The organism is Marinobacter salsuginis (genome assembly GCF_009617755.1).
Lineage (GTDB): Bacteria > Pseudomonadota > Gammaproteobacteria > Pseudomonadales > Oleiphilaceae > Marinobacter > Marinobacter salsuginis.
Map to the genome: position 1 here is coordinate 2,070,219 of NZ_BGZH01000001.1, position 23,134 is coordinate 2,093,352.

The 23,134-nt window shown below is 59.6% G+C and carries 22 protein-coding genes; 11 read left to right on the plus strand and 11 right to left on the minus strand.

Annotated features, from left to right (window positions below):
• Positions 1–52: 52 nt before the first annotated feature.
• The 4 genes from trkA to def all read right to left on the minus strand — a co-directional run bounded on the left by trkA (position 53) and on the right by def (position 4,290).
• The gene (gene trkA / locus GJU83_RS09375; protein ID WP_069182440.1) at positions 53–1,456 is read right to left on the minus strand and encodes a Trk system potassium transporter TrkA; all 1,404 of its coding nucleotides are present in this window, start codon (positions 1,454–1,456) and stop codon (positions 53–55) included.
• Positions 1,453–2,754: a 16S rRNA (cytosine(967)-C(5))-methyltransferase RsmB gene (gene rsmB, locus GJU83_RS09380; protein ID WP_069182441.1), complete on the minus strand. Its 1,302-nt coding sequence runs from the start codon at positions 2,752–2,754 to the stop codon at positions 1,453–1,455. The genes trkA and rsmB overlap by 4 nt, the downstream gene beginning before the upstream one ends.
• A 1-nt stretch (position 2,755) precedes the next feature.
• Positions 2,756–3,691, minus strand: a complete 936-nt coding sequence (gene fmt, locus GJU83_RS09385; RefSeq protein ID WP_069182442.1) for a methionyl-tRNA formyltransferase — start codon at positions 3,689–3,691, stop codon at positions 2,756–2,758.
• 95 nt (positions 3,692–3,786) lie between these two features.
• On the minus strand, positions 3,787–4,290 hold the full coding sequence (gene def, locus GJU83_RS09390; protein WP_069182443.1) for a peptide deformylase: 504 nt from the start codon (positions 4,288–4,290) through the stop codon (positions 3,787–3,789).
• Between the two features lie 418 nt (positions 4,291–4,708).
• Between def and GJU83_RS09395 the strand changes: the two genes are divergently transcribed.
• The 8 genes from GJU83_RS09395 to GJU83_RS09430 all read left to right on the plus strand — a co-directional run bounded on the left by GJU83_RS09395 (position 4,709) and on the right by GJU83_RS09430 (position 11,407).
• A complete protein-coding gene (locus GJU83_RS09395; RefSeq protein WP_069182444.1) occupies positions 4,709–5,725 on the plus strand; it encodes a LysM peptidoglycan-binding domain-containing protein in 1,017 nt (338 codons plus the stop codon).
• Between the two features lie 71 nt (positions 5,726–5,796).
• Positions 5,797–6,939, plus strand: coding sequence for a DNA-processing protein DprA (dprA, locus tag GJU83_RS09400; protein WP_153634172.1), 1,143 nt, complete (start codon positions 5,797–5,799; stop codon positions 6,937–6,939).
• A 43-nt stretch (positions 6,940–6,982) separates the two neighbouring features.
• A complete protein-coding gene (gene tsaC, locus GJU83_RS09405; RefSeq protein WP_069182446.1) occupies positions 6,983–7,555 on the plus strand; it encodes an L-threonylcarbamoyladenylate synthase type 1 TsaC in 573 nt (190 codons plus the stop codon).
• 8 nt (positions 7,556–7,563) lie between these two features.
• Positions 7,564–8,490 carry an oxygen-dependent coproporphyrinogen oxidase gene (hemF, locus tag GJU83_RS09410; RefSeq protein ID WP_069182447.1) on the plus strand — a complete coding sequence of 309 codons (927 nt, stop codon included), beginning with the start codon at positions 7,564–7,566 and terminating at the stop codon, positions 8,488–8,490.
• Positions 8,483–9,310, plus strand: coding sequence for a shikimate dehydrogenase (gene aroE / locus GJU83_RS09415; protein ID WP_069182448.1), 828 nt, complete (start codon positions 8,483–8,485; stop codon positions 9,308–9,310). The genes hemF and aroE overlap by 8 nt, the downstream gene beginning before the upstream one ends.
• A 54-nt stretch (positions 9,311–9,364) precedes the next feature.
• Complete coding sequence (locus GJU83_RS09420; RefSeq protein ID WP_069182449.1) at positions 9,365–10,138, plus strand: motility protein A; 774 nt, start codon at positions 9,365–9,367, stop codon at positions 10,136–10,138.
• Between the two features lie 4 nt (positions 10,139–10,142).
• Positions 10,143–10,976 (plus strand): flagellar motor protein MotB, encoded by an 834-nt coding sequence (locus tag GJU83_RS09425; RefSeq protein WP_069182450.1) that lies wholly within the window; start codon positions 10,143–10,145, stop codon positions 10,974–10,976.
• Between the two features lie 113 nt (positions 10,977–11,089).
• On the plus strand, positions 11,090–11,407 hold the full coding sequence (locus tag GJU83_RS09430; protein ID WP_069182451.1) for a PA4642 family protein: 318 nt from the start codon (positions 11,090–11,092) through the stop codon (positions 11,405–11,407).
• Between the two features lie 41 nt (positions 11,408–11,448).
• Here GJU83_RS09430 and GJU83_RS09435 read toward each other — a convergent pair whose 3' ends face one another.
• From GJU83_RS09435 to GJU83_RS09455, 5 genes are all read right to left on the minus strand, one after another.
• Positions 11,449–11,904, minus strand: a complete 456-nt coding sequence (locus tag GJU83_RS09435) for an Hsp20/alpha crystallin family protein (protein WP_069182452.1) — start codon at positions 11,902–11,904, stop codon at positions 11,449–11,451.
• A gap of 190 nt (positions 11,905–12,094) precedes the next feature.
• Positions 12,095–13,663 (minus strand): alkaline phosphatase family protein, encoded by a 1,569-nt coding sequence (locus tag GJU83_RS09440; protein WP_069182453.1) that lies wholly within the window; start codon positions 13,661–13,663, stop codon positions 12,095–12,097.
• Complete coding sequence (mdoH, locus tag GJU83_RS09445) at positions 13,642–15,753, minus strand: glucans biosynthesis glucosyltransferase MdoH (RefSeq protein WP_153634173.1); 2,112 nt, start codon at positions 15,751–15,753, stop codon at positions 13,642–13,644. The genes GJU83_RS09440 and mdoH overlap by 22 nt, the downstream gene beginning before the upstream one ends.
• Positions 15,746–15,991: a hypothetical protein gene (locus GJU83_RS09450; protein ID WP_083231758.1), complete on the minus strand. Its 246-nt coding sequence runs from the start codon at positions 15,989–15,991 to the stop codon at positions 15,746–15,748. The genes mdoH and GJU83_RS09450 overlap by 8 nt, the downstream gene beginning before the upstream one ends.
• A gap of 69 nt (positions 15,992–16,060) precedes the next feature.
• Complete coding sequence (locus GJU83_RS09455; protein ID WP_069182454.1) at positions 16,061–16,597, minus strand: gamma carbonic anhydrase family protein; 537 nt, start codon at positions 16,595–16,597, stop codon at positions 16,061–16,063.
• A gap of 225 nt (positions 16,598–16,822) precedes the next feature.
• On the opposite strand from GJU83_RS09455, the gene prlC reads away from it, so the two are divergent.
• Entirely contained in the window at positions 16,823–18,868 is a 2,046-nt protein-coding gene (gene prlC / locus GJU83_RS09460) for an oligopeptidase A (RefSeq protein WP_069182455.1), read from the plus strand.
• Positions 18,869–18,924: 56 nt separating this feature from the next.
• Positions 18,925–19,182: a YheV family putative zinc ribbon protein gene (locus GJU83_RS09465; RefSeq protein ID WP_069182456.1), complete on the plus strand. Its 258-nt coding sequence runs from the start codon at positions 18,925–18,927 to the stop codon at positions 19,180–19,182.
• 320 nt (positions 19,183–19,502) lie between these two features.
• Here GJU83_RS09465 and GJU83_RS09470 read toward each other — a convergent pair whose 3' ends face one another.
• Both GJU83_RS09470 and GJU83_RS09475 read right to left on the minus strand, forming a co-directional pair.
• Complete coding sequence (locus GJU83_RS09470) at positions 19,503–20,825, minus strand: Na+/H+ antiporter family protein (RefSeq protein ID WP_069182457.1); 1,323 nt, start codon at positions 20,823–20,825, stop codon at positions 19,503–19,505.
• Between the two features lie 116 nt (positions 20,826–20,941).
• Positions 20,942–21,172, minus strand: a complete 231-nt coding sequence (locus GJU83_RS09475) for a DUF1653 domain-containing protein (protein ID WP_069182458.1) — start codon at positions 21,170–21,172, stop codon at positions 20,942–20,944.
• Between the two features lie 158 nt (positions 21,173–21,330).
• On the opposite strand from GJU83_RS09475, the gene GJU83_RS09480 reads away from it, so the two are divergent.
• Positions 21,331–23,127, plus strand: a complete 1,797-nt coding sequence (locus GJU83_RS09480) for a sensor domain-containing diguanylate cyclase (RefSeq protein ID WP_174805023.1) — start codon at positions 21,331–21,333, stop codon at positions 23,125–23,127.
• The last annotated feature ends 7 nt before the right edge of the window (positions 23,128–23,134 follow it).

Below are 23,134 nucleotides of genomic sequence, written 5' to 3' on the forward strand. Positions count from 1 at the left end.
GCTCTGAAAAAAGAAAGGCGCATTATACGCGTGCTGGCTGTGTATTTCTAAGTCAGAAGAAGGTGAGCCCAACCTGGAACAGTTTTTCCACATCGCGGATGCGGGTTTTATCGACCAGGAACAGGATAACGTGGTCATCCGGCTGTATCCGGAGGTGATCGTGGGCGATCAGAACTTCGTTGCGACGGACAATGGCACCGATGGTCGTGCCTTCCGGCAGGTTGATTTCATCCAGCCGTTTGCCCACTACCTTGGACGATCGATGGTCGCCGTGGGCAATTGCTTCGATCGCCTCGGCAGCGCCCCTGCGCAGTGAGTGAACGTTTACCACGTCGCCCCGGCGTACGTGGGTCAGTAGACTGCCGATGGTGGTTTGCTGGGGCGAGATGGCCACGTCGATGTCGCCACCCTGGATCAAGTCCACGTAGTCCGGGTTGTTGATCAGGGTCAGTACCTTGCGGGCACCGAGGCGCTTGGCCAGAAGTGAGGCCATGATGTTGGCTTCATCGTCGTTGGTCACCGCACAGAATACATCGGTGTTTTCGATGTTCTCTTCCAGCAGGATGTCCTTGTTGGCGGCGTTGCCTTCGAGCACCACGGTCTTGCGCAGGTTTTCTGAAAGCATCACACAGCGCTCGTGGTCCCGTTCCAGCAGCTTGACCTGGTAACGGCTTTCCAGGGTGTTGGCCAGGCGCTGGCCAATGTTGCCACCGCCGCAGATAAAGATGCGCTTGTAAGGTTTTACCAGCGGCTGGAGCTCACTCATGACAGACTTGATGTGGTCGGCCGCAGCAATGAAGAACACCTCATCGCCGTCCTCAATTACCGTGTTTCCTTCCGGCATGATTGCCCGGTCTTTCCGGAAAATTGCCGCCACCCGGGTATCGATCTTGGGCATGTGTGTGCGCAGGTAAGACAGCTCATGGCCCACCAGTGGCCCGCCCTTCGTGGCGCGGATGGCCACCAGACGGGTCAGCCCCTTGGAGAACTCAAGCACCTGCAGGGCGCCGGGGTTTTCGATCAGCCGGGTAATGTGCTTGGTCACCAGGTGCTCGGGGCTAATCAGAACGTCGATCGGGAAGCCGCGGAGACTGTCCAGATCCTTGGTCTGGTCACGCTGGTAGAACAGCTCCGATTTTGCCAGGTAGGCGTTGGCCCGCACCCGGCAGATGGTAGTCGGTGTCTTGTAGAGAAGCTTGCTGACCTGGCACGCCACCATGTTGGTCTCGTCGCTGTTGGTCACTGCGATGAGCATGTCGGCATCTTCGGCCCCGGCCTGGCGCAGTGACGTCGGATAGGACGCCGCACCCTGGACCGTGCGGATATCAAGCCGATCCTGCAGCTCCCGCAACCGGGCACTGTCGGAGTCGATGATGGTGATGTCGTTGGCTTCGTTGGCAAGGTTTTCGGCGAGTGTTCCGCCGACCTGGCCGGCCCCGAGAATCAGGATTTTCATGGTTCGGGTTTCTCCAGCACGGCATAGAAGAAGCCGTCATGGCTGTCCGGATCGGGGAGTAGTTGCCGCCCCGCACCCATATCGCGCCCCCACTGAGCCTCTGGCTCAACAAGGATGGCATCGGTCTGCTGCTTGCAGAACCGCTGAATTATACGGTGGTTTTCCTGGGGGAACACCGAACAGGTGGCATACACCAGCCGGCCTCCGGGTTTCAGGATAGCCCACATCGCGTCCAGTAACCCGAGCTGTATAGCAGCAAGGGGAGTAATGTCCGATTCACGGCGTAATAACTTGATATCGGGATGACGGCGAATCACGCCGCTGGCGCTGCAGGGCACGTCCAGCAGAATGCGATCGAATGCCTCGCCGTCCCACCATTGGTCGGTGGCCGCGGCATCGGCCTGTTTCAGAGTGGCGTCCAGATCCAGGCGATCCAGATTCTCCTGGACCCGGGGCAGGCGTTCCGCGGATTCATCTATGGCGACCACTTCTGCCAGTTCGCCACAACTTTCCAGGGTTGCGCAGGTTTTACCCCCAGGCGCGGCGCAGGCATCCAGAACTCTCTGGCCCGGGGCCAGATCCAGCAGTGTGGTGCACAGCTGCGCCGCTTCATCCTGCACGCTCACGGCGCCGTCAGCGAACCAGGGTAGTTGGTCGACAGGCACAGGATGGGCCAATTGAATGCCGTGGGGTGCGAAACGGGTCGGGCTCGCCTCAATGCCAGCCTCTTTCAGCAGGCCGAGATACTCGTCACGGGAAAAACGCAACGCGTTCACCCTTAATGTCATGGGCGCCTGGGCATTGTTGGCGTTCAGAATCTGCTGCCAGTCTTCCGGCCAGTTATGGCGGAGTTTTTCCACCATCCAGACGGGGTGACTGAAACGGGCAGAATCGTCTGCTGGCTCGGGTGCGCCTTCCCGTTCCGCGGCCCTGAGTACCCCGTTCACCAGGCCGGTCAGGTGCGGTTTGTCCAGGGCCCGGCAGGCTTCGACGGTTTCATTGAGTATGGCGTAGGTGGCCTGTTGGCTGAAGCGTAACTGGAACAGGGCCACCAGCATCAGGTGATGGACGACGCGGTCCGGTTTGCGCAGGGGCTTTTTCAGCCGGCCATTGAGTTCGCCCTCCAGTCGGTGAAACCAGCGGCACGTACCATAACAAAGCGCCTGGAGTTCGGGGCGTTCGTTGGCGGGCAGGCGGTTCAGGGCTGGCGGAAGGCACTGGGACAGGGATTGGCCGTTTTCCACGGCCAGCATCACGCCTGCGGCGATGGCGCGCATGGGTTGTTGTCGGTCCCCCATGTCAGCGCAGCTCCTGGCCGGGCATCAGCAGTTCTTTGCCGCCGTTGATCAGGTCATTCACGCTCTGGGCGCGGGAGCCTGGCAGTTGCAGGCGGGTGATGCGCAGGGTGCCGTTGCCGCAGGCAATATCGATCCCGTCCCGATCCCTATGCACCACGGTGCCGGGAAACGCGTCGCTGTCTGTCACAAGGGCCCTGGCTTCGTGAATGCGGATCCGTTGATCGCCCAGATCGGTGTAGGTTCCGGGCCAGGGGTTGAAAGCGCGAACCAGCCGTTCAATGGCTGTGGCGTCCGTGGCCCAGTCAATATGGCCCTCGGTTTTGCTCAGTTTGCTGGCGTAGCAGGCGAGGTCGTCGTTCTGCGGTTCCCCGGTAAGTTCCCCTTTCTTTAAAAGCTCCAGGGCCTTGATGATGGCCTTGCCACCAAGCTCCGCGAGACGGTCGTGCAGGCTGCCCCCGGTGTCGCTCGTATCGATAGCGGTCAGGGATTTCAACAGCATGGCCCCGGTATCCAGGCCTTCGTCCATCTGCATGATGGTGATGCCGGTTTCCGCATCGCCCGCGGCTATGGCCCTTTGGATGGGAGCGGCACCGCGCCAGCGCGGCAGCAGCGAGGCGTGGATGTTCAGGCAGCCGTGGGTGGGAATGTCGAGCACCGCCTTTGGCAGGATCAGGCCGTAGGCGGCGACGATCATCACGTCCGGCTTCAGGTCGGCCAACTGCTTCTGCGCTTCGGCTGTTTTCAGTGTTTCGGGCTGGAAGACCGGGATCTCATGGTCCAGCGCCACCTGCTTGACCGGGCTGGGCTGCAGCTTCCGGCCACGGCCGGCGGGACGGTCCGGCTGGGAATAAACGCCAACGATGGTGTGGCCGGCGGCAATCAAGGCTTTGAGCGCGGTTGCCGCGAAATCCGGGGTGCCAGCAAAAACAAGTCGCACGGTGTTGTGATCTCTGTTTCGTTGTAATACGAAAAGACCGGGTCATGACCCGGTCCGGAAGATAGTGTCTGGTTATTCGCTCGCCTGCAGCCTGATCAGGCGCTCTTCTTGTGCTGCTTCTCCAGCTTCTTGCGAATCCGGTTACGCTTTAGCGAGCTGAGGTAGTCAACGAACAGCTTCCCGTTCAGGTGATCCATCTCATGCTGGATGCAGACTGCGAGCAGACCTTTCGCCTCCAGTTCAAACGGTTTGCCGTCCCTGTCCAGCGCCCGGATCATACAGTGTTCAATCCGTTCGACATCTTCGTAGAATCCCGGAACCGACAGGCAGCCCTCCTGCATGGCCTCTTTCTCGCCATCCAGCACGGTTACCTCCGGATTGATAAACACCCGCGGCTCGCTCTTGTCCTCCGACAGATCCATGACAATGATCTGTTTATGAACGTTGACCTGAGTCGCCGCCAGGCCAATACCGGGCGCATCGTACATGGTCTCGAACATGTCGTCGATCAGCTTGCGGTCGGCGTCCGTGACCTCTTCTACCGGCTTGGCAATGGTGCGCAGACGGGGATCCGGGTATTCGAGAATCTCTAGTATCATAGGTCGATCTTTTGCCTGTATGTCGGGATGCCCCCAGTTTACAGGGCGGCACCCCTCATGACTTTGCTGCTGTTTGTAACAATGTGAAACCGATCTTCGAAATGCGACAGCGTACTGCGCAAATTTCCGCCCTGCCTCTACTATTATCGGGGCAAGGCCCCAGCTTTCAACGGCTGGAAGGGTTATCAGCGCCAATAAGCGTATTATCCAACAATTCGTCGATTGAGTACAAACTGATCAGTTAATAGTTAAAATCTTTCAGCGGCGGGATAGAATTTACTGGAAGAACAAAAGATAACATCACAATTTGCGAGACTTCTTCTATAGTAACTGGAATAACAACGTAATAAGCTGCAGGTAACTGACTGCATCCCAACAGAATGCAAAGAATCAAGGCACGCGATCAAGGACTTACACAATGAGGAAACTGCTGTACGCTCTGGCAGCAACTACGCTGCTTATAACCTCCTGGGCCCATGCTGCACCGGAGCTGCGGTCCGATCATCCCGAGCGTTACACCGTTGTGAAGGGTGACACCCTCTGGGACATCTCGGCCCGTTTTCTGAATAATCCCTGGTACTGGCCGGAAATATGGCATGTGAACCCGCAGGTCGCCAACCCTCACCTTATTTATCCTGGTGATCGCCTTGCCCTGGTTTACATCGACGGCAAACCCCGAATTACCAAGGTGGCCAGCAGCGATGTGGTGAAGCTGTCGCCGAAGGTTCGGTCCGAGCCCATCGACACGCCGATCCCGGCTATCCCGCTGGATGCCATTGGCAGCTTCCTCACCGACACCCGTATTGTCAGCCCGGAAGAAATCAATGGCGCCCCTTACGTTCTGGAAGGGGAAGATGGCCGGATTATTACCGGTGCCGGCGACAAACTCTATGCCCGTGGCGAGAAGCCTGCGGACAAAGTGGGTATCTTCCGCCGCAGCAAGGAGTTCCGCGACCCGGAAACTGGCGAATTCCTTGGTCTGGAGGCCCGGAGTATTGCCCGTGGTGACGTGGCCCGGGAAAACGGCGACGTGCTGACCGTAAATCTGACCAGCTCCAGCGAAGAAGTTCGCATTGGTGACCGGCTGATGGTGAGCGAAGACCGTCGTCTGACCACCAGCTTTGTGCCCAGCGCTCCTGACCAGGATGTGGAAGGACAGATGATCTCCGTCGACGGCGGTGTGAGCCAGATCGGTCAGTTCGATGTGGTGGCCATCAACCGAGGTACCCGCGAAGGGCTGGAAGCGGGCAACGTGATGGCCGTGCTGAAAAGCGGCAATCTGGTTCGCGATCCGGTAACCGGAGAAACCATCGAACTGCCCTCCGAGCGTGCCGGGCTGCTGATGGTATTCCAGGCCTACGAAAAAATGAGCTACGGCCTGGTACTTCAGGCCACCCGTGCTTTGACAGTGGGTGACAAGGTTACCAACCCCTGATTGACTGATTACCGACAGATGCAACGGCCGGACCAGGAAGGTCCGGCCTCGCTTTTTCCAAGGACGATGCCGTGTTTTCCTCTGCCACAGCCCAATGGCTGTTTCTGACATGCCTGCCAGACGTTGGCCGTGCCCGTCGGCGTGAACTGCTGACAGAATTTCCTGACCTGCCCCGACTCCTTTCAATGAATGCCGCCACCTTGCGGGCCATGGGCATGACTGCAGACGCCACGGCGGCAATCCAGGCCTGGCAAAAGCAGGATGATGCCCATCCGGCGGTACGCGAGGTCCGGGCGATCAGGGACAATTGCTGCAAGCATGGCATCGGGATTCTGACCTGGCCGGATAGTCATTACCCGGAGCAGTTGCGGCACATCCACGACGCGCCCCTGGTGCTGTATACCCTCGGTGATACGGGGCTTATGGCCCGGGACCAGATCGGCATAATCGGCAGCCGGAAGGCCACGCCGGCCGGCCTGGACCATGCCCGACGGTTTGCTGCGGAACTCAGTTCCCGGGAATTACTGGTGACCAGTGGTCTGGCGCTTGGTGTTGATGGTGCTGCCCACGCCGGTGCGCTCGTTACCGGGTTTCCGACCATCGCGGTAGTTGGTCGCGGCCTGGACCGCATCTACCCCCATCAGCATCGACGGCTTGGTGAGCGGGTCATTCAGCATGGTCTGATGATTTCCGAGTATCCCCCCGGTACGCCGGCACGAGCCGCCCACTTTCCCCAGCGCAACCGTATTATCAGCGGCCTGAGCCGAGGCGTGCTGGTGGTGGAGGCGGGTCTGCGCAGTGGCTCCCTGATTACTGCGCGAATGGCGTTGGAACAGGGGCGTGAAGTTTTCGCTATTCCCGGGTCGGTGCACAGTCCGGTTGCCCGGGGCTGTCATCACTTGATCAAACAGGGGGCTCGACTGGTTGAGACGGTGGACGACATTCTCGAAGAGTTGGGTGCCTGGTGGTCTGCGCCGCTTAAGGCCAGCCCTGACTCGGCGCCAGAGCCAAAGCCGCAGGGTAAAGGACTCCTGGCCGGATTGGACAGCCGGGAAATCGCGGTGTTTGAGGCTTTAGGGTATGATCCACAATCAACCGATGCACTGAGTTCAGCGACCGGTCTCCCTGCCGACCAGCTCATGCAGTCCCTGTTGCTTCTCGAGTTGCAGGGGCTCATCAGTTCGGCTCCGGGGGGCTATCAGAAAGTCGCGTGAAACCGGTGTGAACATCTACCCTGATCAACCCTGACAGAGGCGCATGCCCGATTCCCATCCCCTTTCTGACTGGCAACTGCATTGTGCCCGCCGCACGATTTTCAGTGGCGGTGTTATCGCCTATCCTACCGAGGCTGTCTGGGGCCTGGGTTGTGATCCCTGGGATCAGGAGGCGGTGGAGCGGATTCTGGAGCTGAAGCAGCGCCCGGTTGAGAAAGGCGTGATTCTGGTGGCTTCGTCTGTCGACCAGATCCGCTTCCTTCTGGAGCCCCTGTCTCAGGCGCTTCAAGACGAGGCAGAGCGCTACTGGCCGGGACCTGTGACCTGCCTCCTGCCCGATGTCGAGCGGCAGATCCCGGAATGGGTGCGCGGGAAGCACACCTCCATCGCGGTGCGGGTCAGCGAGCACCCCGTGGTGGGCGCCCTGTGTAAGGCGGCGGGAATGCCCCTGGTTTCCACCTCCTGCAACCCGGCAGGGCGCCAGCCGGCCCGGCATATCTGGCAAGTCCGGCGCTATTTCGGCGATCAGCTTGACTGGATCGTGCCCGGCGCATTGGGCGGTAATCGCAAACCCAGCCGTATTATTGATATTGTCAGCGGTCAGCAACTTCGTTAGGAGCGTTTATGCCACAGCAACCCGATAGCCAGGCGGTAAAGCAGTATCTGCTGGGATTGCAGGAGTCGATCTGTAGCCGGCTGGAGGCCCTCGATGAGGGCGCATCTTTCATTCGGGATGCCTGGGACCGACCTGAGGGTGGCGGTGGTATCAGCCGTGTTATTACAGAGGGTCGCGTGTTCGAGAAAGGCGGTGTCAATTTTTCCCATGTGATGGGTGACACCATGCCGGCCTCCGCCACCGCCCACCGCCCGCATCTGGCCGGTGCTCCCTGGCAGGCCATGGGGGTGTCGCTGGTTATCCACCCCAACAACCCTTTTGTGCCGACGTCCCACGCCAACGTCCGGTTTTTCATCGCCACACCGAAGGGCAGTGAGCCAGTGTACTGGTTTGGTGGTGGCTACGACCTCACGCCTTACTACGGTTTCGAAGAAGACTGTGTGCACTGGCACCAGACAGCCCGCGACGCCTGCGAGCCGTTTGGAGAGGGCACCTACAAGCGCTTCAAGCATTGGTGCGATGATTACTTTTATCTGAAACACCGGGATGAACCCCGCGGCGTTGGTGGTCTGTTTTTTGACGACCACAACACAGGCGACTTCGAGCAGGATTTCGGCCTGATGAAAGCGGTAGGTGACAGCTATATTGAAGCCTACGAGCCCATAGTCCGGCGCCGCATGGACCATCCATACGGTGACCGCGAGCGGGACTTCCAGCTCTATCGTCGAGGACGGTACGTGGAGTTCAATCTTGTCTATGACCGCGGTACGCTGTTTGGCCTGCAATCCGGCGGTCGGACGGAATCCATCCTGATGTCCCTGCCGCCCCTGGTGCGCTGGGATTACAACCGGACCGCGGAGCCTGGCTCGGAGGAAGCCCGGCTAACCGACTATTTCCTGACCGGCCGGGACTGGCTGGAGGCGCAGCATGACTAACGATCTATACGCGGTGGTTGGCAACCCCATCAGCCACAGCAAATCACCCAGGATTCACAGCCTGTTTGCCAGCGAGACCGGTGAGCCGGTTGAGTACACGGCGATACAGGCGCCGCGGGATGATTTCGCCGGCACCGTAAAACAGTTCTTCGAGCGGGGCGGGAAGGGCCTCAATGTGACCGTGCCTTTCAAGGAAGAAGCCTGGAAGCTGGCGGACCGTCGTACCGAGCGTGCCGAGAATGCCGGGGCCGCCAATACCCTGTACCTGGATGGTGATGGCGTGCTTGTCGCTGACAATACCGACGGGTGCGGTATTGTCCGTGACTTGCTCATAAACCACGGTGTCACCCTGAACGCAGCGCGGATCCTGGTGCTCGGTGCCGGAGGCGCCGTTCGGGGTGTTCTGGGTCCGATCCTGGCAGAGCATCCTGGCGCTATTACCATCGCCAACCGAACCGTAGCCAAGGCTGAGGCCCTGGTTGAACTGTTTACACCCGTGGCTGGCGAGACCAGGCTTTCTGCCTGCGGATTCGAACAGCCCTCTGAGCCGTTTGATTTGATCATCAACGGTACCAGCGCCAGCCTCCAGGGCGATTTGCCCCCGCTGTCACCGAAGGTGATTGCAGAGAAAACCGTGGTCTACGACATGATGTATTCTCTGCAGACCACCACCTTTAACCGGTGGGCACTTGAACAGGGCGCACAGATCGTTCACGACGGGCTTGGTATGCTGGTGGAGCAGGCAGCGGAATCGTTCCGGATCTGGCGCGGGGTGAGCCCTGCCACCGGCCCCGTCATCGATGAATTGCGTAACGACTGAGCCGTTGTGCCCGTGATGGGCTATGCTCATGGTCAACTTCCGTAGGGATTTTCGATGGATATTCTTACCCTTGTCGGGCTTGTCGCCGGTGTTCTTATCGTCATTCTGGCGATGCTGGCCAATGCCTCCTTCCTGACGTTCCTGAATCTTCCGGGGCTGGCCATCGTGTTGGGTGGCACCTTTGCGGTTACCCTGATCAAATTCCGCATGGCATCGGTGATGAGCGCTTTCCGGCTGGCCATGTCTGCTGCCTTTACCGACCGTATGGCGCGGCCAACGGAACTGATCCGGGAAGTGGGCTCGCTGGCCATGGTGGTGCGTAAGGAAGGCATTCTGGGCCTGGAGAACCACCAGACTGACAACGCGTTCCTTCAGAAGGCGATCAATCTGTGTGTCGACGGTCACCCGCCGGAACTGGTGGAAGAGGCGCTGGCCCAGGAAACTCAACAGACTGCCGAGCGGTACGAAGTGGCCGAGCGGGTGTTCCGGGGTATCGGTGAATCCGCCCCGGCCATTGGCATGCTGGGCACCCTGGTGGGCCTGGTACAGATGCTTAATACCCTGGATGACCCATCCTCCATTGGTCCGGCCATGGCGATCGCCCTGCTCACTACCCTTTACGGTGCGTTCATTGCCCAGCTGATTGCCCTGCCCCTGGCCGACAAGCTGCAACTGAAAGCCGAGGATGAGTCCCGGAACCAGATGCTAATCATCACGTCCATCAAGAACATCATGCGCGGCGAGAATCCCCGGGTGATGACCGAACTGCTGTCCTCGTTTGTCCACCCGGAACAGCGCACCGGCCTGGCGCCGGAGCGGGAGGCCTGAGGGTTTGGAACTGGTCCAGAAGAAAAACCGGAAGCGTTTGCAGAACCAGACGCCGGGCTGGATCGTTACCTTCGCCGATCTGGCCACCCTACTGCTGACTTTTTTCATCCTGCTGCTGTCGTTTGCCGAAATGGACGTTGAGAAGTACCGTGCCATGGCGAATTCCATGGCGGTGGCTTTTGGCTCCAGCAACGTCCTGGCCGAGGATATCGGCGGCTCCCCACTGACCATGATCGAATCGGATACCGTCTCCCTGCCCGAGCCCACCGAGTCCCAGACCCGGGAGCCCGAATTCATCGATGAGCGGGCCGAGGGGGCCGCGCCCACGCAGATTCCCGGTGGTGTGATTGATCTGGCCAGCCGGATGATCCGGGAGCTGGAATCGGAGGTGGCCTCCGAAGCGTTGAGTGTCAATTACGACCAGAACCAGGTGGTGATCCGCTTTTCCGAGGAGGCTACTTTTCGATCCGGTGATGCCGCCATCAAACCGGAAATGATCCCGATCATCGAACGGGTGGTGAACGTGCTCTCGGCGTGTACCGGCGATGTGTTGGTGTCCGGTTACACCGATGACCGGCCGATTTCCAGCGACCGCTACCGCTCCAACTGGGATCTTTCCGCGGCCCGTGCCGTGTCGGTGGTGCACGAGCTGGTGATGAACCGTCAGGTACCGGCTGAGCGGGTGGTGGCGGCCGGGCGTGCCGAGACCAACCCGCTTGCGCCCAACGACACGCCGGAGAACCGGGCCCTGAACCGGCGAGTGGAAATCGCCATCCGCAACCCCGAATGCAGCGATGAGGTTCCCACTGGCGACCTGCCTGTCGAAATCATGCCCTGAGTCTTATAGCCGGTGCGTAGCTTCTCATGAGCAATCCATATAACTGTCCTGCTTTCAGGGCTTTATACTGTGCGACCGATAACTGACTGGCACAGCAAAGCGAGAGAGCAACCATGAGTGGACCGGACAAGCCGAAAGTGATTGGCGAAGAATGGAGCGACGAGCGGGTGAGGAGTTTTCTGGATATCCGCCCCTGGGATGCTGACGAGAATGCTGATTACCATGCCCTGTTGAAAGCCTACCAGGCCATGCGGGCGGAAGACTTTGAACGCTTTATCGGGTTTTTTGTTGCCGAAAATCGGGATCTGAACGCCCCAGGTCCGGACGGAGAGACCATTCTGGACCTGATCTCCCAGCATCGGCGCAGTGTGGAGTACGCCAGTGCCCTGGAAAAGGCCGGCGCCAGAACAACGACCGCAGCCGGAAACTGAACCCGGTGCGGCCGTCTGTCGCTGACTGAGATTTCCGGCGTTTACTGCACGTCGACCTCGATGGCCTTGGGCTCTTTGGGCTCGGCCTTCTGGAGTGTCAGGGTCAGCATACCGTCCTTGAAGTTCGCCTTCACGCTGTTTTCATCAACGTTCTCCGGCAGCGTGAAGCGACGCAGGAAGCTACCGTAGAAGCGCTCAATCCGGTGATGCTTCTTGTCCTTGGTTTCATCTTCACTCTTGCGCTCACCCTGAATGCTCAGAACGCCCTCGTGCACTGTCACCTTCACGTCTTCCTTGGACATGCCCGGCAGCTCGGCCTCAATGGTGAAGGCTTCCGGAGTCTCCTTGATGTCCACGGCCGGAGCCCAGTCGCTGCGGCTGAACAGGTCCTTGCCTTCGCGCTCGCCGCCTGAGCGGGTCAGGCCGAACATGCGGTTATAACGGTTCATCAGGTCTTCGAACTCATTGACCGGATTCCAGCGGGTAAGATTGCTCATAAGGCAGCCCTCCTTTTTTAAACGAAACGAATCTGAATAGTTGAGCATCAGCTTCGATCGCGGAACTGCTCCATGCCGGTGGCGCCAGCCGGATGGTTATCCGTGAACCTCTGCTATTTCCGAATGTAGGTGCATAGCGGATGTTTTCAAGGGTGAGGTTGATGGAATTTTGATCAGGGTCAAATCGGGTTCAGGGTTGACCGAAATGACGGTGCAGAAAGGGTCGGAAACGGCTCATTGTGGCTCCGGGTGTTTCCGGATCGGGCCGGATACCGGGTCGAAATCCCGGCAATTCACCGGACAAAAACGGTTCTACCAGTTTCGGGTCTGCACTGACGACATGAACAATGACATCGCGGCTGGCTTCCTCACCCGTGATCAGGGGAGCTGGCTGATGGTCACCCAGGATGATCATCAGCGCGTTCTGGCTCAGATAGTGGGCGGCAAAGCCTCCGGCAACCTCCAGGGCATAGGCAATGGCCTGTCCGTAATGCTTGCGGACCCGGTCCGGGTCGCGCCATAGCGAAACCGGTGCCTCGCCAGCGCCTTTCCAGCGCTGGAACACCTCTCCGTTGCCAATGCTTTGCCAGTCATCAAGCACCGGCAGGATTGGAACCCAGGGCGCGTGGCTGCTGATCAGGGCAAGTTCAGCGAACAAAGGACCCTGATGGCTGTCGCGAATGGCCTGGAACCGGTGCCAGGTATATTGATCGGGCATGGTGACCCAGTTGAACGGTGGCCCCTGGTAATCCAGGTCGTCGTGATCGTAGATCCGGTCATAGCGAAACAGTCGTCCCTCGGGCCAGGCCCGGGTGATCGCCGGCATCACGGCCAGGGTTTTGTGTCCGGTACTTCGGAAATCATCGATCAGGGTGGCGTAGCCGCTGCTGAGCAGGGTTTCGTAGGCAAGCTGGTTGTGAATCCACTGGCCGCTGAGAACGGAAAGGTGGCCGAGCCAGGACTGGCCACCCTGGATTGGCGACTGCAGTCGGCCTGTGGCGACCGTGAGCCCCGCAGCGTCAAGCGACTGGCCCATCGCTTCGAGGCCCGGGCCGACCAGGGAGCGGTAGCGTTCGTCCGTAACGGTCGAGACGCCATAGGACTCAATGAACCCCAGAATCACATCCGTTTGCGCCAGCTTCGCCAGCGGTGAGGGTTGGCTCTGTCGACCGGGCCCGGCGTTCAGCTCTTTCGCAAAGTTCCGGGTGGTCTGGTGTGTATGAGTGATCAGGGAGGCCTGATTGGCAACGAAGGCCAGCGCCGGGCTGCCAATCCACGGGGTTACGGCCCCGGCCAGGAACAGTCCGGATACCAGCCAGAGCGGTTTGCCAAGGCGAGCCGGAGAGTGCTGTGCCAGCCGTTCCAGTCCGTACCGAAACAGGTGACCCACCCCGGCAAGTAAGGCTGCCAGAATGAGGAGGGCCAGCACCGCCAGACCGGCACCCAGGTTGGTATCCAGGAGGTTCCAGGCTGCGTCCAGCAGACCCAACTCCAGATACAGGTTAAGACCACGGCCCAGGCTTTCCCGCACCAGGGCATCGGCCAGGACAAGAAGAACCAGTAGTCCATAAAGAACAGCCAGTATCTGGCCGACGCGATACTTTTGCTCTGGCTTACTGAGTCCGCAAATTAGGGCCCAGACGATCAGGGCCTCCAGAGAAAACCAGGGCGTGTCGCCGGGCAAAGCCAAGGAAGGCAAAAGGAATAATCCGTTCAGAAGCAGCAGCCAGACCAGTATCACGAAGCTGCCTCTGCCCATGTCAGGGCTGCTGGCTGGCGGGGCAAGGACACCGGTGCCGGAGGCCTTCGCTCAAGAGACCGGGCCATGCGGACCAGCACCTCCCGCCAGGGTGATTCGTGCGAGGCATGCCAGGCTCGCCAATGCAGCGCTTTCAGGGCTTCCGGATGGTTGCAGATCAGACTGAGTTCACGGTGATTAAGGGCCTTTTTGCCTTCAATGGCGCAGCGATCAACCAGGCACGCCAGCGCCCGTGCCTTTCTACCGGTGGCTGGCAGTGCGTCGTAGTCTGTAACCCCGGCAAAGACAGGCGACAGAACCACCTGTTCAAACCAGCTCAAACGACCCGGATCATGGCTGAGTGAGCCGGTGGTCTCGGCCAGCTCAATCACTCGGGTGGTTTGCTCATCCTCTGGCACTTGCAGCCAGGTGCCCAAGCCTGGGGTTCGACCAAGCCAGTAGGCCAGAGCAGGTGCCAACAACACCGGTGCCATGACCGGCAGGGCCCAGGGCGTCAGCGTTGGCGCATGCCAGTGAATGAGGGTCAGGCCTGCCGCCGCCGAGGCGAGGAGCAGGCCATAGAGCCGGAGACTCAGCCCCGGACTGAGGCCGCCGGACCTGTTTTGCCCCTGCCAGCCCACGTTGAGATTCAGCACAGCCTGAACCACATGGAGCGTGTGAACCAGCATCCGGATGGGCGCCAGTGCCAGGGCCGCGAGTGTTTCGAGAAAGGTATTGGCACAGAGCCTGAACAGACCTCCGAATCTGGCAGTTCTTCCAGCCAACCAATGGTCCCCTACGGCCAGAAGTCGTGGCCCAAAGAGTAGCAGTGCGGTCACGGCGACCAGCAGTGCCCCTGCGCTTGAGCCCGCCTCCGTTGTGGCCATCACCCCCGGCAGTGCCGGCGTTGCTGACGGTCCGGCCAACGCCACAAATCCGGACAGGCCCAGGAAAACCAGCCAGAGTGGAGAAGCCAGGTAAGAGAGAATGCCGGTTACCAGGGCCATCCGGTGGGCCAGCCGTAGTTTGCCCATGGTTGCCAGCAGCCAGAGGTGCTGGAGATTGCCACGACACCACCTACGGTCGCGGATCAGGTCGTCTTCCAGGGTTGGCGGTGATTCCTCAAAACTGCCGGCGATGGCAGGTTCCAGCCACACTTCGTAGCCTGCCCGGCCCATCAGCGCAGCCTCAATAAAATCATGGCTGAGTACCGGCCCCCGGAACAGGCCCGGGCCCTGAAGCTTGCGCAGACCGCAGTGGGCCATGAACGGGGCTACCCTGATGATCGCATTGTGGCCCCAGTAGGTGGCCTCACCCAGTTGAATGGCGGCCAGTCCTGCGCTGTAGAGCCTGCCATAGCAGCGGTTGGCAAACTGTTGCAGGCGGGCAAACCGGGTTTCTGCACGGGCCAGTCGGGGTGTGGTCTGGATAATCCCGGCCTCAGGCCGGGCCTCCATCAGCTGGATAAGCCGGGTAATGCAGTTGGCACTGAGCAGGCTGTCGGCGTCCAGAACGACCATGTAGCGGTAGCGGCGGCCCCATCGACGCAGGAAATCGGCAATATTGCCGCTCTTGTAGTTCAGGTTGACGTTGCGACGCCGGTAGAACAAATGTTGATGGGGGCCAAGCTCCCGACGAATTTGCTCGCAGGTTGCCTGTTCCTCGAGCCAGATGTCCGGGTCCCGACTGTCCGATAGCACGTAGAAATCCACGGCGCGGGCTTGTCCACGTTGCCCAAGGTCCTCGATGATTGCTTTCAAGCCACCGAGAGTATGTTGCACCGGTTCATGGCAGATGGGCATCACAACGGCGGTTGGGGCCGACAATAACTCCCTGCACCCAATGGGCCCTACGCGCCTGGAAAGGCTCCAGCCGTCCCCGCCGAAGCGCAGAGCGACGAACCCGAAAACCGCCGTCCAGAAACCCACCCCAATCCAGGCAAACAGAACCCCGAACACCGTCAACAGCGCCGCGATTGTTACGGAACCTGCCTGCTCCGGCACAGTCCGGGAAAACAGCAACATGCCCACCAGTGTCTGAGTGGCCACAAGGAAGACAAGCAGCAAGCGCCGCCGCAGGGCAACGTTGCGCCAGGAATCGGAACTACTCACGGGGGTATCCGATACTGGCCCGGGTAATGGGTGGGAGATGATGACCCTGTCGAGGCCCGGGTAGGGCGAACCACTGAGGCATCAGCTCCAGCAACTGGCCGGTACTCAAAGCCCGGCGTCCAGCCCCTCGAGCCTGCAGCATGCTCTGCAACCGTGCCCGGGTTTCGGGACCGGTATCGTGGCCTGCCGCGCGCAGGTAAAGCAAAGCTCTATTAAAGGGTTCGTCCGATGTGTCCACAGAGGCCTCCGCCATGCAGCAGGGTTACCCCGATTCATACGGCTACGGGCTCACGTTCAGACCACTGGCTTACTGATCGTTAAGGTATTCGTCCTTCAGGCGGACGTAATTGGCGGCGGTGTATTTGAAGAACCCCCGCTCCTTCTCGGTCAGCGCCCGGGCTTTTTTGCAGGGGGATCCCACGTAAAGGTGCCCGGATTTCAGGGTCTTGCCCGGCGGCACCAGGCAGCCCGCTGCAACAATCACCTCGTCCTCCACCACGGCGCCATCCATAATGATGCAACCCATGCCTACCAGAACCCGGCTGCCAATGGTGCAGCCATGCAGCAGCGCCTTATGGCCCACCGTCACATCGTCGCCCAGGGTGAGCGGATAACCACCGGGATTGTAGTCACTGGCGTGGGTAATATGCAGAACCGACCCATCCTGGATGCTGCACCGGTGCCCAATGCGGATCTTGTGCATATCGCCACGCACCACGGTCATCGGCCAGATAGAAACATCATCCCCGGTTTCGACATCGCCAATCACCACGGCACTTGGATCTACCCATGCCCGTTCCCCAAAATGTGGCGTGATACCCTTGTGTGAACGTATATTCGTCATTACATACTACCTGCAAGATTGTTTTTACAAGCGTTAACCCGGAGGCCCGGGGCACTTGTGGGAGAGGTTCTTCCAAAACTGTCTGTCGCCATGGATGGCGACAGTCAAGCGCCACATGGATGTGCCGCCAGGAGCGCGTTTTGGAAGAACCTCTCCCACAAGTGCCTGCCCCGCAGATTTGATAAACCAAACTACCCAAGATTCGACTAGCTGAGAAGGGGACCTATGAATAACCCGTTACTGACTGACGACCTGTTGCCGAAGTTCGACCATGTTCGCACCGAGCACATGGAAACGGCAATCGACCAGATTCTCAGTGAAAACCGGATGAAAATCAGCCAGCTTGCCGAGCAGGAAGATCCCACCTGGGAGACCCTCGCACAGCCCATGCAAGCGCTGGACGACAAACTGAGCAATGCCTGGGCCGTGATTTCCCACCTCAACGGTGTGATGAACAACGACGAGCTGCGCAAGGTTTACAAGAACTGCCTCGAAAAGCTCACCGAATACAGCACCGAGGTGAGCCAGAACGCGACCCTCTGCAACGCATGGAAGAAGCTTGCCGAACGGGACGATTTCAAGGATCTGAACGAAGCCCAGCGTAAGGCCGTGGAAAACACCCTGCGGGATTTCCACCTCGGCGGCGTCGACCTGCCGGAAGACAAGAAAAAGCAGTATGCCGACTTGTCCCGGGAGCTGTCCGAGCTGTCCAACAAGTTCAGCGACAACGTGCTGGATGCCACCCAGCACTGGTACAAGCAGATCACTGACGTGGATGAACTGGCTGGCGTTCCCGAGACAGCCATTGAAAGCGCCAAGCAGACCGCCCGCCAGAAAGAGCTGGATGGCTATGTGATCACCCTGGATTTCCCCAGCTTTTACCCCGTGATGACCTACTGCGACAACCGGGAACTGCGCCGAGAAGTCTACGAGGCCTTTGTAACCCGTGCCTCTGACCAGGGCCCGGATGCCGGCCAGTGGGACAACACCCCGGTGATGGCGGAAATCCTCAAGCGCCGCCACGCCCAGGCCAAACTGCTCGGCTTCGACAACTACGCCGAGCGCTCCCTGGCCACCAAGATGGCCCGCAGCAGCGATGAGGTGCTGGGCTTCCTGAACCAGCTGGCGGCCAAGTCCAAACCCCAGGCCGAGAAAGAGTTTGCCGAGCTCAAAGCGTTTGCCAAGGACGAGTACGGCGTGGAAGACCTGCAGGCGTGGGATATCGGCTACTACAGCGAAAAGCTCCGCCAGAAGCGCTACGACATCTCCCCGGAAACCCTGCGCCCCTGGTTCCCGGTGAACAAAGTGGTGCCCGGCCTGTTCCGGGTGGCAGAGAAGCTCTTCGACGTACAGATCGAAACGAAACCGGAAGTAGAAACCTGGCACGAGGACGCGACGGCCTACTGCATCAGTCGCGACGGCGAGCCCCTGGCCTGGTTCTATCTCGACCTCTATGCCCGTCAGGGCAAACGTGGCGGCGCCTGGATGGCAGACTGCCGGGTGCGCTGGCGCAACCTCCGTGGCCAGCTCCAGCTGCCGGTAGCCTTCCTGACCTGTAACTTCACCCCGCCGGTGAACGGCAAGCCGTCGCTGCTGACCCACGACGAAGTCACCACCCTGTTCCACGAATTCGGCCATGGCCTGCACCACATGCTGACCCAGGTGGATGTGCTGGATGTCTCCGGCATCAACGGCGTGGCCTGGGATGCCGTCGAGCTGCCCAGCCAGTTCCTGGAAAACTGGTGTTGGAACCCGGAATCCCTAGCCCTGATCGCCTCGCACCACGAAACCGGCGAACCGCTGCCAGAAGACCTGCTTCAGAAACTGCTGGCGGCCAAGAACTTCCAGTCTGGCATGGGCATGGTGCGCCAGCTTGAATTCTCCCTGTTCGACTTCCGACTACACGCGGAATTCACGGACGAGGCGCCGACCAACCCGCTGGACATGCACCGGAAGGTGCGCAGCGAGATCGCCGTGGTGGAAGCACCGGAATTCAACCGCTTCCCGAACGCCTTCTCGCACATCTTTGCCGGCGGCTATGCGGCGGGTTACTACAGCTACAAGTGGGCGGAAGTGCTGGCGGCCGATGCCTTCTCCCTGTTCGAGGAAAAAGGCATCTTCGACCCCGAAACCGGCAAGGCCTTCCTCCACAACATCCTGGAGAAAGGTGGCTCACAGGAGCCCATGGAACTGTTCAAGGCCTTCCGGGGTCGAGAACCACAAGTGGATGCGCTGCTGAAACAAACCGGCATCACGGACGAAGCTGCCTGACCCAATCTGAGCCGGCAGTCGTAATGGCTGCCGGATGTTTTATCGGGAGTTTTACTATGGCGAGTCCAAAACGCTTTATCGCCGGCGCCGTTTGTCCCCGCTGCGCGGAGATGGACAAGATCATGATGTACACCACCGACGACGATGAGCAGATTCGCGAATGCGTCGCCTGTGGCTTCACGGATGCTATGTCGGACTCCGAGCAACCTGCCAATCCGGAACTCGAAACGCGGGTGAACAAGCGCAAGAACGAGGACGATCACACGGTCAAGCAGGTGGTGTTCTTCAAGTCTGCTGCGGAAGATGGAGAGTAGGCCGGCTTTTGCAGCCTGATTGGTGAGAGTCTGAGAGGCCATGGGGGTGCTTTTCTTATGGGGAAAAGCAACTCGCTTCGCTCAGACATCTTTTCCCCGCCAGAAAAGCACACCCACACCCTCTCTTTCTGACTCAAATGATATTTCTTTAGGACAAGGTCTTTTCAGCGATATCCGTGAGTTCTTATGTGAGGGGGCCGGATTATTTTTCCCGCCGGAAATTGATGTCTGAGCGCAGCGAGTTGCCATTTCCAAGGGAAAAATAATCCGGCCCCCTCGCAACTCCCCTCAACACGAAGGCTACAAAGCCACCTCCGAACTCAAAGAACCATAGCCGCCAACCACCCAAAGCCAAGCAATGGCAGGTTGTAGTGCAGGAACGTCGGCACCACGGTATCCCAGATGTGGTTGTGCTGGCCGTCGGCGTTCAGGCCGGCGGTGGGGCCGAGGGTGGAGTCGGAGGCCGGGGAGCCGGCATCACCCAGGGCGCCGGCGGTGCCGACCAGGGCCACGATGGCCAGGGGACTGAACCCCAGCTGCAGGGCCAGGGGCACATACAGGGCCGCGATGATGGGGATGGTGGAGAAGGACGAGCCGATACCCATGGTGATCAGCAGACCTACCACCAGCATCAGCAGTGCGGCCATCGCCTTGTTCTCACCAATTACACCCACGGAGCTGTCCACCAGGCTGGCGATTTCTCCGGTTTCCCGCATCACCTCGGCAAAACCAGACGCGGCGATCATGATGAAGCCGATCATGGCCAGCATTTTCATGCCCTCGGTGAACAGGTCATCGGCCTCTTTCCAGCGCACCACCCCGGACAGGTTGAACAGCACGAATCCGGCCAGGGCGCCGAGGATCATTGAGCCCAGCCAGAGCTGTACCACGAACGCGGTAACGATGGCCGCCAGGGCCATAATCAGGGTGCGCGGGCTGTAGCTGGTGTCCACCCGTTCAGCTTGGGTAATCGTTTCCAGGTTATAGGAGCGGCCGCCGCGATAGCTGAAAAAGACGGCAATCAGCAAACCGAAGAGCATGCCCAGTGCCGGCAGCGCCATGGCTTTCATGACGCTCAGGCCGGAGGCGTCGACACCGTTGGCGTTGATCTTGGCGATCAGGATTTCGTTCAGGTAGATGCCGCCAAAGCCGACGGGCAGGAACATGTAGGGGGTGATCAGGCCGAAGGTCAGCACGCAGGCCACCAGGCGGCGGTCCATGTTCAGTTTGGCCATCACGTACAGCAGTGGCGGAACCACCAGCGGGATGAAGGCGATGTGAATCGGCAGGATGTTCTGGGACGAGATGGCAATGGCCAGCAGCAGGCCGATGATCAGAAAGCGCATGCCATTCACGGCGGCGCCTTCTTCCTGCCGTCCGACCAGTGCCAGGGCCCTGTCGGCCAGGGCGTGGGCCAGGCCGGATTTGCCGATGGCAACGGCAAAGGCACCGAGAGTCGCGTAGGACAGAGCCACGGTGGCACCGCCGCCCAGGCCATTATTGAAGGCTTCGATGGTGGCTTCCAGGGACATTCCGGCAATCAGGCCGCCGGATACGGCGCCGATGATCAGGGCAACAACAACGTGAATGCGGCACAAACTCAGGACGAGCATGATGGCAACCGCAGCTACAACGGCATTCATGGCAAAACTCCGGGTAGGAATTAATGGTTATCCCGGCCCCTTCTGGGGGCCGGCATCATGAAAAGCGCGGTAATGTGCAGGAAATGATCGCGGTAGTCAAAACGGTTGTGTAACCGTCAGGCTTCGTCGAGGCGGGCAAATCGGGGTACCTGCTCGCCGGCTACTTCCACGGTTTCGCGGAACATGGTCAGTGGGCGCACCCAGAGGCTGTAATCGCCGTACAGACAGCGATACACCACCATCTGCTCTTCGGTTTCACTGTGTCGGGCAACGCCAAGGACTTCATAATCCTTGCCCTTGTAATGTCGGTATTTCCCCGGACGTATCTCGTTCTTGCGTTCGGTCATTATCGGCCTCAATGGATTCGGGCTATGCTGGCCCTGTCGTTACGGAGGACGTAGCATTCGCAACCGTCTAGACTGGAAAAAATTGCAGGGATGCGTACGACTCAGTCAGGGCCTGAAAGTGTAGAACACCAGGACGGACCCGGAAACCGGAAACAGCTATGGTGCGGCAGTTATACTGCGTCTTTCTGATTATATTCTCGCTGGCATGTCTGGCCAGCGTGCCTGTTCAGGCCGCTCCCGTTGCATTCGACTGGCTGGAAGCGCCCGCTGATGAATTGGCACTGGAAGACGTTCGCGCCCTGCCGCCCGAGGACTGGCAGAGATCCGGTTCCAGCGAGGTGTTCAATCGTGGTTTCAGTGATGGCAGTTTCTGGCTGAGGGTCGAGATTCCGCCGGAGCCAGCAAACCGGGTAATGGAGATCGGATATCCGTTGCTGGATGAAGTGTCAGTGCACTGGGTGCTCAATGACGAGCTGGTCCAGACCCATCACACCGGCGATACACTGCCGTTCAGCAGCCGTCCGATCCACCATCGCAACTTTGTCTTCCTGGTGCCGTCGAACACCGAGCCGGTCATCGCCTTCGTGAGGGTAAAAACTCTGGGATCGGTGCAGATCCCTATGGAGGTGATTCCGTCGGCTGAATTTCTTGCCAATGAGCAGTTGTCTTATGGCTGGCAGACGATGTTTCTGGGCATCATCGTTGCCATGGCGCTCTATAATCTGTTCCTGTTTCTTATTGTGCGCCATTCCACTTACCTCTGGTACGTGCTGACCGTTGTATTTAGCGGGCTGGTTCAGCTGAATTTCAATGGCCTGCTGTTTCAGTGGCTGTGGCCAGATGCTCCCGGTATCAACCGATACTTTACTATTCCGGTTATCTGTTTCGCCCTCTTCTCAGCCATTATCTTCGCGATTCGTTTCCTCAACATCCGGTCCTACAGCCTGAGAAGCTACCGGTTTTTGCAGTGCGTTCTGATTGCAATTAGTGCCTGCTTCGTTTTTGGCCTGTTCGGCAGTTACCAGACCGGTATTGTGCTGGTGAGCGGGATTGCGGCTGTGTTTACCCCGGCGGCCTGGCTTATCGGTTTCCTGGTCTGGCGCAAGGGTCAGTTGTTGGGTGGTTTCTATGTGCTGGCCTGGACACCTCTGTTGATTGGCCACCTGATTCTGGCGGTCAGCAAGCTCGGTATGATGCCGCGCAGTTTCCTTACCGAGTTCATGCCGCAAATCGGCGTGGCGCTGGAGGTGGTCCTGCTGTCCTTTGCCCTTGCCTACCGCATCAACCTGGAGCGTCGCAAACGCCACGAAGCTCAGGAACAGGCGCTGGCAATCCAGCAACAGGCAAACCTGACTCTTGAACTGCGGGTTCAGGAGCGTACCGACGAACTGGAACGGGCCAACGAGCAGCTCAAAGCAATCAGCCTCACCGATGGGCTGACCCATGTGGCCAACCGGCGACGGTTTGATGAAAAACTGCAGGATGAGTGGAAGCGGGCCCAGCGGCACGGTCATCCGTTGAGCCTGCTCCTGCTGGACATTGATCACTTCAAGCGGGTAAACGATGAGCTGGGCCACCTGGTCGGCGACGATTGCCTGACGGAAGTGGCCGCCCTGTGTGCCGCCGAGGTCCAGCGATCCGGGGATCTGCTGGCCCGCTACGGCGGTGAGGAATTCAGCATTCTGCTACCGGCCACCCCGGAAGAGGGAGCGGTTCGGGTTGCCGAGCGAGTGCGTCAGGCGGTGGCCCGTTCGCCAGTGCACTCAGGCGAACGGGTAGCTCCGGTCAACCTTACCATCAGCGTGGGCGTTGCCTGCCTGGTACCAGATCCGGACACGGAGCCCCAGGAGCTGATCCGTCAGGCCGATGAGGCGCTGTACGCAGCTAAGGAGTCCGGCCGTAACCGGGTCATGGTAGCCCGGGACTTCAGGGCCGCGACTGTGCCCGGCACCTGACGTCCCT